General features: G+C 35.6%; 11 protein-coding genes and 2 pseudogenes. 9 read left to right on the top strand and 4 right to left on the bottom strand.

The window, feature by feature from the left end; all coding sequences use genetic code 11:
• From D8Q48_RS10010 to D8Q48_RS09995, 4 genes and pseudogenes are all read right to left on the bottom strand, one after another.
• Positions 1–122 (bottom strand): rRNA adenine N-6-methyltransferase family protein (locus D8Q48_RS10010; RefSeq protein ID WP_222358137.1); only part of this gene is annotated, 122 nt, incomplete at its 3' end.
• A gap of 124 nt (positions 123–246) precedes the next feature.
• Positions 247–330 carry a 23S rRNA methyltransferase attenuation leader peptide gene (locus D8Q48_RS10005; RefSeq protein WP_023948524.1) on the bottom strand — a complete coding sequence of 28 codons (84 nt, stop codon included), beginning with the start codon at positions 328–330 and terminating at the stop codon, positions 247–249.
• A 48-nt stretch (positions 331–378) separates the two neighbouring features.
• Positions 379–620: pseudogene (locus D8Q48_RS17795) on the bottom strand (peptide-binding protein).
• A gap of 133 nt (positions 621–753) precedes the next feature.
• Positions 754–978: pseudogene (locus D8Q48_RS09995) on the bottom strand (topoisomerase C-terminal repeat-containing protein); the annotation flags it as partial.
• Positions 979–1,012: 34 nt separating this feature from the next.
• Here D8Q48_RS09995 and D8Q48_RS09990 point away from each other — a divergent pair.
• The 9 genes from D8Q48_RS09990 to D8Q48_RS09940 all read left to right on the top strand — a co-directional run bounded on the left by D8Q48_RS09990 (position 1,013) and on the right by D8Q48_RS09940 (position 7,958).
• Positions 1,013–1,438 (top strand): hypothetical protein, encoded by a 426-nt coding sequence (locus D8Q48_RS09990; protein WP_008787628.1) that lies wholly within the window; start codon positions 1,013–1,015, stop codon positions 1,436–1,438.
• Positions 1,439–1,469: 31 nt separating this feature from the next.
• Positions 1,470–1,694: a hypothetical protein gene (locus tag D8Q48_RS09985; RefSeq protein ID WP_008787629.1), complete on the top strand. Its 225-nt coding sequence runs from the start codon at positions 1,470–1,472 to the stop codon at positions 1,692–1,694.
• A 279-nt stretch (positions 1,695–1,973) separates the two neighbouring features.
• A complete protein-coding gene (locus tag D8Q48_RS09980) occupies positions 1,974–2,402 on the top strand; it encodes a sigma factor-like helix-turn-helix DNA-binding protein (protein ID WP_008787630.1) in 429 nt (142 codons plus the stop codon).
• On the top strand, positions 2,395–2,634 hold the full coding sequence (locus D8Q48_RS09975) for a helix-turn-helix domain-containing protein (RefSeq protein WP_025487352.1): 240 nt from the start codon (positions 2,395–2,397) through the stop codon (positions 2,632–2,634). Before D8Q48_RS09980 ends, D8Q48_RS09975 begins: the two co-directional genes overlap by 8 nt.
• Before the next feature lie 374 nt (positions 2,635–3,008).
• A complete protein-coding gene (locus D8Q48_RS09960) occupies positions 3,009–3,212 on the top strand; it encodes an excisionase (RefSeq protein ID WP_004613735.1) in 204 nt (67 codons plus the stop codon).
• 77 nt (positions 3,213–3,289) lie between these two features.
• Positions 3,290–4,480: a site-specific integrase gene (locus D8Q48_RS09955; RefSeq protein WP_009271880.1), complete on the top strand. Its 1,191-nt coding sequence runs from the start codon at positions 3,290–3,292 to the stop codon at positions 4,478–4,480.
• 835 nt (positions 4,481–5,315) lie between these two features.
• Positions 5,316–7,229 (top strand): BglG family transcription antiterminator, encoded by a 1,914-nt coding sequence (locus D8Q48_RS09950; RefSeq protein ID WP_121056388.1) that lies wholly within the window; start codon positions 5,316–5,318, stop codon positions 7,227–7,229.
• A 141-nt stretch (positions 7,230–7,370) separates the two neighbouring features.
• Entirely contained in the window at positions 7,371–7,682 is a 312-nt protein-coding gene (locus D8Q48_RS09945; protein ID WP_117991079.1) for a PTS sugar transporter subunit IIB, read from the top strand.
• Between the two features lie 18 nt (positions 7,683–7,700).
• Entirely contained in the window at positions 7,701–7,958 is a 258-nt protein-coding gene (locus D8Q48_RS09940; RefSeq protein ID WP_117991076.1) for an HPr family phosphocarrier protein, read from the top strand.
• Positions 7,959–8,027 lie beyond the last annotated feature (69 nt).

Here is an 8,027-nt window from a genome sequence, read left to right as displayed (position 1 = left end):
CCTTTACCTGTTCCAATTTCGTAAACGGTATCGGTTTCTTTTAAATTCAATTGTTTTATTATTTGGTTGAGTACTTTTTCACTCGTTAAAAAGTTTTGAGAATATTTTATATTTTTGTTCATGTAATCACTCCTGAAGTGATTACATCTGTAAATAAATACAGAAGTTAAACGATTTGTTTGTAATTTTAGTTATCTGTTTAAAAAGTCATAAGATTAGTCACTGGTAGGAATTAATCTAACGTATTTATTTATCTGCGTAATCACTGTTTTTAGTCTGTTTCAAAATAGTAGATGTTTTATCTACATTACGCATTTGGAATACCAACATGACGAATCCCTCCTTCTTAATTACAAATTTTTAGCATCTAATTTAACTTCAATTCCTATTATACACAAAATTTTAAGATACTGCAATATCAACACACTCTTAAGTTTGCTTCTAAGTCTTATTTCCATAACTTCTTTTACGTTTCCGCCATTCTTTGCTGTTTCGATTTTTATGATATGGTGCAAGTCAGCACGAACACGAACCGTCTTATCTCCCATTATATCTTTTTTTGCACTGATTGGTGTATCATTTCGTTTTTCTTTTTGTGCGCCTAAATTTCCCACAATCACTCACTTCTTTCTATTTCTTCTTATTCTTATTTTATCATCAACAATCACAAATCACTTGTGATTTGTGATAAGTGATTTGTGATAAGTGATTTGTGATTAATATATAAAAGCCCTCTTTAAAGGGCTTTTATGTTTATTTTGAGAAAGATATAAAATCAATATATCCCTTTTCCCCAATTTTTACAACGGCATTGTAGGGCTTTTTCTCTTTGTTTTTGATTCCTTTTACCAGGGTTTCTTTTCCCTCCAGTAATTCTTTTACATTCGTTTTGGTTAGTTTTTTCTTTCTAAAATGTTCAGCTAAAGTAAACTTACATTCAGGATAATTTGAACAACCATAAAACGATTTTTTTAATACAGAAAATGTAGTCTTTTGAAAGGTGGAATTAACAATGAAGAAAAAATTATCATTTATCATTGAGATTATTATAGGTATAATCTTTATATGTTTTGGATATTTCGTTATTGATACTGATTATTACGCTACACTTTTTTACGCAATGGGGTTCGGTTTAGCTTTTGCTTCTGGTGTTCAATTATTGAAAATTTGTTATTATGAAATGCCAAAAAATAAAGAAAAATTACAAAATATAAATAGAGAAAATCACATCAATAATGTTGATGAAAGAAAAATATTTTTAAGAATGAAAGCTGGTTCTTTAGTATATCAGTTAATGACTTTCGTGTACTTGTTTGTTGCTTTTGTACTTGCGTTACTTCATATTGAAGCATGGATTATAGGCATTATATTTGGTTTATTCCTACTGCAAACATTTTTAGGGATTATTCTATATAAGCATTTTGAAAAACATTTCTAAAACATTCAGTAAATTGTGACGAGGTAATACTATGATAGGACTTAAAAAACGAGATATTAAAAAAGCATTGAAAGCTGGTGCAAAAGCTGGCGGTGTGTCATTAGCTGATGTTCGAGCTGATATTGAAGCGACGATTGATGAAGCTATGAACAGCACCGACCCAGAAGTGCAGGAGAATTTCAGAAAGTATTTTGGAAATAAACGCCCTACTCCAGAAGAATATATTTACAAGATTACAAAAAAGACAAAAGTTTAATAGAAATCAAGTGCTGTAAGGGGGCTTGTGTCATGGAAAGTTTTAAGCATAATCTTATACGGTCATACACTACCTAACAGCATTTTATTAACAACTGAATATCTCACAGCTTTAATAGCTCGTACAGACTATATGTTTTGTGCGGGCTTTTTTTGTACCCGAAAAAATTTTTTCATTTTTTTTCAAAATCATGCAACAAATCACACCTTGCTGTACAGATATGGTGCGGAAAGAGGGATAAACACTTTTCACGTCATAACGGAAAGGGGGTGTGATGATATGAAACCGTCGGACTTCCAAAAGACAATACAATGTCAATTTGACTGCAAGCTCAAACGTGTAGTGAAAGGCATTGTCCGTAATTATCGCAAAGAATTAAAGCGACGAAGAAATAAGGAAATTTCCTATTGTGAACTTCCAGAAATCGTCGTAGAAAAGCTGGCAGTCTGGGACGAATACGAAAGCGATTATACCGCCTTTGATGTATGTGGTATTGAGGTTCGTGTCCTTGATGATGATTTAGCAGAAGCGATTAAGTATCTGTCTGAAAAAGACAGAGAAATCTTGTTGATGTATTTCTTCTTAGGCATGAGCGATACAGAAATCGGCGACAGATTAAAGATTAACCGTTCAACGTCGTTCCGCAGTAGGAAGAACTCACTTGAAGAAATCAAGAAAAAATTAAAGGAGAACATGAATGATGAATAACACACGCCCGTCATTTTACCTTATTTCGTCGGCTGTGGACGGCAACGTAAATGCGATTGAAAAGATACTGGCGTTGTATGACCCGTACATATCAAAATGTTGTTTGCGTCCGTTCTACGACAAATATGGTAATGTCTGCATAGTCGTAGACATGGAATTAAAAGGACGTATCAGAGAAGCACTTATCAAAATGATTTTGGACTTTGATATTCCTTTAGAAACCGAAGAATAACAAGCAGTAACCGCAGAGCATGATTTGTTCAATCCCCTCTTTCCTGCTCTGCCCCTGCTTTTACATGAAAGCAACACGCTTTCGCCACAGCTCTTTGACAACTGAATAAAGCAGACAGATACGTTTGTGAGATAGCGAGCCACGGGGACTGTACGCCACGACCTTTTCAAAAGAAAGCGAGCGACCCACGCAGTGATCCGAGAGCGACTGTTGGAAAAGTCGTTTTGCCACGACCTATCCTCACAGAATAATGATACGTCCGCATGGTGCGGTTCTGCCCACAAGAATGGGAATAGTTGAGATACTAACGGAGCTTTCCAAAGCCGTCTGCCTGCTTGTAAAAAATGACACACAGTAAAGGGGGTGCATAGATTATGAACAATACTGATGTGCCTATCTGGGAAAAATATACGCTGACGATTGAAGAAGCGTCCAAATACTTCCGCATTGGCGAAAAGAAATTGCGTAAATTAGCCGAAGAAAATATTGACGCTGGCTGGGTTATCGTGAACGGTAACCGTATTCAGATTAAGCGAAAACAATTTGAAAAAATCATAGATACATTGGACGAAATCTAATGTCATTGAGCCGTAGATATGGTATAATAAATATAGCGTATCACGGCTCATTCCATGACGGAAAGGAGCTTTACACTATGTCTAATGTAAAACGAAAAGACGGTAAAAATCGCAATTTGCGTAATGGAGAGAGCCAGCGAAAAGACGGAAGATACGTTTATAAATATACCGATATATACGGAAAGCCACAATTTGTCTATTCTTGGAAACTTGTACCGACAGACAAGACACCTGCTGGAAAGCGTGATGATATATCGTTGAGGGAAAAAGAAGCACAGATAAAAAAAGACCTTAACGACGGTATCGACACAGTCGGCGGTAAAATGACAGTCTGCCAGCTCTACGACAAGAAGAACAGCCAAAGAAAGAACATCAAAAGGGCTACTGAAAAAGGACGACAGTATCTTATGAACGCTCTGAAAAACGACCCGTTGGGTATGAGGGCGATTGATACTGTGAAGCAATCGGACGCTAAAGAATGGGCTATCAGAATGAGTGAAAAAGGATATGCCTATAAAACGATTGATAACTATAAGCGTTCCTTGAAAGCGTCATTTTACATGGCGATACAAGACGACTGTATCAGAAAGAACCCGTTTGAATTTAAGCTAAGTGATGTTCTGGAAGATGATACGGAGCAGAAAGTTATCCTTACACCAGAGCAGGAAGAACGCCTGCTTGCCTTTATGGAAAAGGACAAGATTTACAGCAAGTATTATGATGAGGTTGTGCTTCTGCTGGAAACGGGACTTCGTATTTCTGAATTTTGCGGACTGACGACGCATATTGATATGCAGAACAGAATACTCAATATAGACCACCAGCTATTGAAAGATAGCGAAATAGGCTACTATATTGAAACACCAAAGACCAAAAACGGAAAACGGGAACTTCCATTGACAGAACGGGCTTATCAAGCAATCCAAAGAATACTAAAGAGCAGAGGAAAAGCACAACCGCTGATTGTAGGTGGTTACAGCAATTTCCTATTCTTAAACCGTGAGGGCTTGCCTAAAGTTGCAGGAAACTATGAGGGTATGGTGCGAGGATTGATTAAGAAATATAACAAGTATCACACGGATAAGTTACCGAACATCACACCACATTCATTCAGGCATACTTATTGTACGAATATGGCAAATAGAGGAATGAACCCAAACACCCTGCAATATCTCATGGGACACGCTAACATAACCATGACACTTGGCTATTACGCACACGGTACATTTCAATCTGCAAAAGCGGAACTGGAAAGACTGGCTTGTTAATATCGGAGCTTATATTTACTACTCATTTACTACTTTTGGTTGCATTTTCATGCTGGTAAATGCCAGCTTATGCAAGGTATCTTCCAAAAAGAAAATACCGATAAAGCCCTAAAATACGGGATATATCGGCATTTACCAACTTATGAAAAGATAATCAGAAATTTAGTAAGTTTTTATAGAAAAACAAAATGTGGATATTAAAAAAGAACAAACTAAAATCCACTGCACTATCATAATAATTGTAGTACAGTGGACTTTAAATTATTTCATCCATCGGATGTTGTCCTCCTTATTTATTTGATATCTATTTAAAACTATTATCTCAAATAGTATTCTTATGGTATTTTATTTTAATTTCCCATTGGATTTTACCTCTTTCACGTATTTGGATATTCAGTTTTTATTTAGTATCCCATTGGATTCTACCTCTTTCGTTAAATTTGTATTCGAATATTTTATTTAACGTCCCATTGGATTTTACCTCTTTCATTAAATTAAATATTGTTTTTTATGTCTGTCCCATTGGACTTTACCTCTCTTTCGTTAATATTGTGTCTGTTTTAAAATACTCTTTCTGGTGGTCCGTACCTCTTTCTTTAAATTTTATCTTTAAATAAGATTTATTTTCTTAGGAGGTTTTTGTTCTCCTTGTTTTGTTGTCTTTATAATATCTCACTATGCTGGAAAAGTCAATAGAAAATCAGAAAAAATATTAAAAATATTTAAATTAACAGATAATTAAGAAGAAAAGTTGTAAAAAACAGATTAAAAAAACAAGGTGAAAATATGTTACAATTAGAATATGTAAGGAAATCGTTGCGAAAGGAGTCAGAAGATGTTCAATTCACAGGAACAGAAGATTTTACATTTATTAGTAAAAACGGAATATATGACAGCAATAGAATTGTCAGAGAAGCTTGGTATTGGTGTTAAAACGGTGAGAACAAGAATTAAAGAGTTAAATTTACAGCTGACGCAATATGATGTGGCGATTTCTTCAAAGCCACGTTATGGATATTATTTGAATAAGGAAGAAAAAGAACAGATAGAGGTACTTTTGAAAAATGGAATCCATAATGAAGGACAAATCCCGGCAACATCAAGGGAACGTATTCACTATTTACTTGCATATTTGTTGAATCAGAAGGATTATGTGAAGTCTGAGAATTTATGTGAGTTTCTTTACATTTCGAAAGGAACTCTTACGAATTCGCTTCGTCAGGTGGAGGAAGTTTATCAAAAATATCATATTACTATAGATAAGAAACCGAATTATGGAATTAAGGTTAAGGGACGAGAATTTGATATCCGTCAATGTATGATGGATGTGTTTGTTAAAAAGGACGGCTTAGAAGGTGTTGGGAGAATTTATCAGACGCAGGAGATTCGGTCACTTGGCAAACACGTTTATCAGTGTATGCAAAAGTACGGGATAGAATTTTCAGAAATCGCATATAATGATTTTATTGAACATATTTATATTGCGATTCGAAGAATCCGTCAAGGGCAATTTGTGGAGGAGATGCAGGGTCTGAAAACAGGACAGGCCGAGACAGAGTTTATTAAAGAACTGGCAGAGTTTATTGAAGGAGAGTATCATGTGACATTTCCAAAAGTGGAGCAGGAGTATCTGTTGCTGCAATTGGCGGGAAAAGGTATAGTGAAGGAAGGACAGCAGCAAGACAATTTTGTGATGCAAAGCGAGATGGATGAGCTCGTAGATCAGATGTTGAATATGGTCTACAGAGAATTTCAAATTGATTTTCGCAATAATCTGGGACTGCGTATGGAATTGAATCAACATCTGGTTCCGCTTAGTATTCGATTAAAGTATCATATTTTTTTCAGAAATCCGATGCTGGAAGAAATTAAAAAGAATTATATTTTTGCGTATACAGTCGCATTTCAAGTGTCATCTATTTTGAAGGAATACTATGAATGTGATATTCCTGAGGATGAAATAGGAGAACTGGCTGAAATTTTTGAACTGGCTCTTGAGCAGAGGGAGAGTGACAAGAAGAAATATTCCATTCTAATCGTATGTGCTTCTGGGCGAAGCAGTTCGCAGCTTTTGAAATACCGATATAGCCAGGAGTTCAAAGAAAATATCAAAGAAATATATGTATGTAATCTGTATGAAGTGGAAGCATTTGATTTTTCAAAAGTAGATTATGTTTTTACAACTGTTCCAATTCAGACATATGTACCGGTGCCGATTTTAGAAGTGAGTTCTTTCTTAAAAGAGAGCGATATTACAGCGGTCAGAAAGTTGTTTGAGCAGGAAAGTAAAGAGTTTTTGAGAAAATATTATCGGCCGGAATTGTTTTTTACAGATATACACGGAACAACAAGAGATGAAGTGTTGGCAAAATTATGCGGTCGTGTGGAGATGGCTACGAGAAAGAATACTGTATGGGGAAATGTTGTATCAGCTGCAGATTTATTTGCATCTGTATTAAGCAGAGAGGAATTGTCTCCTACAGACTATGGCAATCTGGTTGCAATTCCGCATCCTGATAAAGTATTTTTGGAAACTACGTTAGTGGCAGTAGCTATATTAGAAAAGCCGATAATCTGGAATAGAGAACAGGTGCAAATAATTATTTTGACTCTGATAGGAAGTGAGGAAGATCCGGACATTCAAAAATTTTATGAAGCAACTACGGATTTATTGCTGAGGACAGAAGATATTTCAGAGCTTATACACAGAAGAACATTTGACTCTTTAATTGGAATGCTGAAAAAATAAAAATGTCTGGTCTGATTATATTTTTTGAAATCCAGGTTAGAATAGTAATACAAAAATTGCCACATTAAATGTGGCTTTTTTTTCGTTGGAGTTTTAAGTAAAGGAATGGTAAAGTAGAGATTAAGAGAGAGAGGAAACGATATGAAGTACATTACATTACTTTGTAACGCTGGGATGTCTACCAGTCTCATGGTTAATAAAATGAGAAGGATTGCGACAGAGCAGAATATAGAAGTAGAGATTCATGCGATGGCAGAGTTTGCATTTCAAAAGTATGACAAGCCAACCGATGTATTGCTTCTTGGACCACAGGTCAGATATAAGTATGATGTCCTGAAAGAACAGTTCGAATCGACCGGAATCCCAATTGCGGTAATCGACTCTCAGGCTTATGCATCGATGGATGCAGAGGCAGTGTTAAAAACAGCATTAAATATGATAAAAGAAAGATAATAAGAGGAGGACAAAACAATGGCAAAATTTACTTATGTAATCACAGATGAGGTAGGACTTCACGCAAGACCAGCAGGACTTCTGGTTAAGAAAGCAAAAGAGCTTGGAGCAAAAATCACACTTGCATGCAATGGAAAAACAGCAGATGCTACAAAGATCATGGCAATCATGGCTATGGGAGTTATGAAAGATATGGAAGTTGAAGTAACTGTTGAAGGTGACAATGCTGATGCAGTAGCTACAGAATTAGAAGCATTCTTCAAAGAAAATCTGTAATTAGAAGAATAAGAAGCATTTGAATAACTGTTCGGTACAGAAATAGGGTGTGCTGGACAGTTATAAATT

The sequence above is a fragment of the Ruminococcus sp. B05 genome (genome assembly GCF_003628495.1).
GTDB classification, from domain to species: Bacteria; Bacillota; Clostridia; order Lachnospirales; family Lachnospiraceae; genus Schaedlerella; species Schaedlerella hominis.
Note: the sequence above shows the minus strand (reverse complement) of the source record. Positions and strands in the feature narration are given on the sequence as shown.

Excerpts from the sequence above, each read along its gene's own strand:
- D8Q48_RS10005 (WP_023948524.1), bottom strand. The coding sequence starts at position 330 with ATGTTGGTATTCCAAATGCGTAATGTAGATAAAACATCTACTATTTTG.
- D8Q48_RS09990 (WP_008787628.1), top strand. The coding sequence starts at position 1,013 with ATGAAGAAAAAATTATCATTTATCATTGAGATTATTATAGGTATAATC.
- D8Q48_RS09985 (WP_008787629.1), top strand. The coding sequence starts at position 1,470 with ATGATAGGACTTAAAAAACGAGATATTAAAAAAGCATTGAAAGCTGGT.
- D8Q48_RS09980 (WP_008787630.1), top strand. The coding sequence starts at position 1,974 with ATGAAACCGTCGGACTTCCAAAAGACAATACAATGTCAATTTGACTGC.
- D8Q48_RS09975 (WP_025487352.1), top strand. The coding sequence starts at position 2,395 with ATGAATAACACACGCCCGTCATTTTACCTTATTTCGTCGGCTGTGGAC.
- D8Q48_RS09960 (WP_004613735.1), top strand. The coding sequence starts at position 3,009 with ATGAACAATACTGATGTGCCTATCTGGGAAAAATATACGCTGACGATT.
- D8Q48_RS09955 (WP_009271880.1), top strand. The coding sequence starts at position 3,290 with ATGTCTAATGTAAAACGAAAAGACGGTAAAAATCGCAATTTGCGTAAT.
- D8Q48_RS09950 (WP_121056388.1), top strand. The coding sequence starts at position 5,316 with ATGTTCAATTCACAGGAACAGAAGATTTTACATTTATTAGTAAAAACG.
- D8Q48_RS09945 (WP_117991079.1), top strand. The coding sequence starts at position 7,371 with ATGAAGTACATTACATTACTTTGTAACGCTGGGATGTCTACCAGTCTC.
- D8Q48_RS09940 (WP_117991076.1), top strand. The coding sequence starts at position 7,701 with ATGGCAAAATTTACTTATGTAATCACAGATGAGGTAGGACTTCACGCA.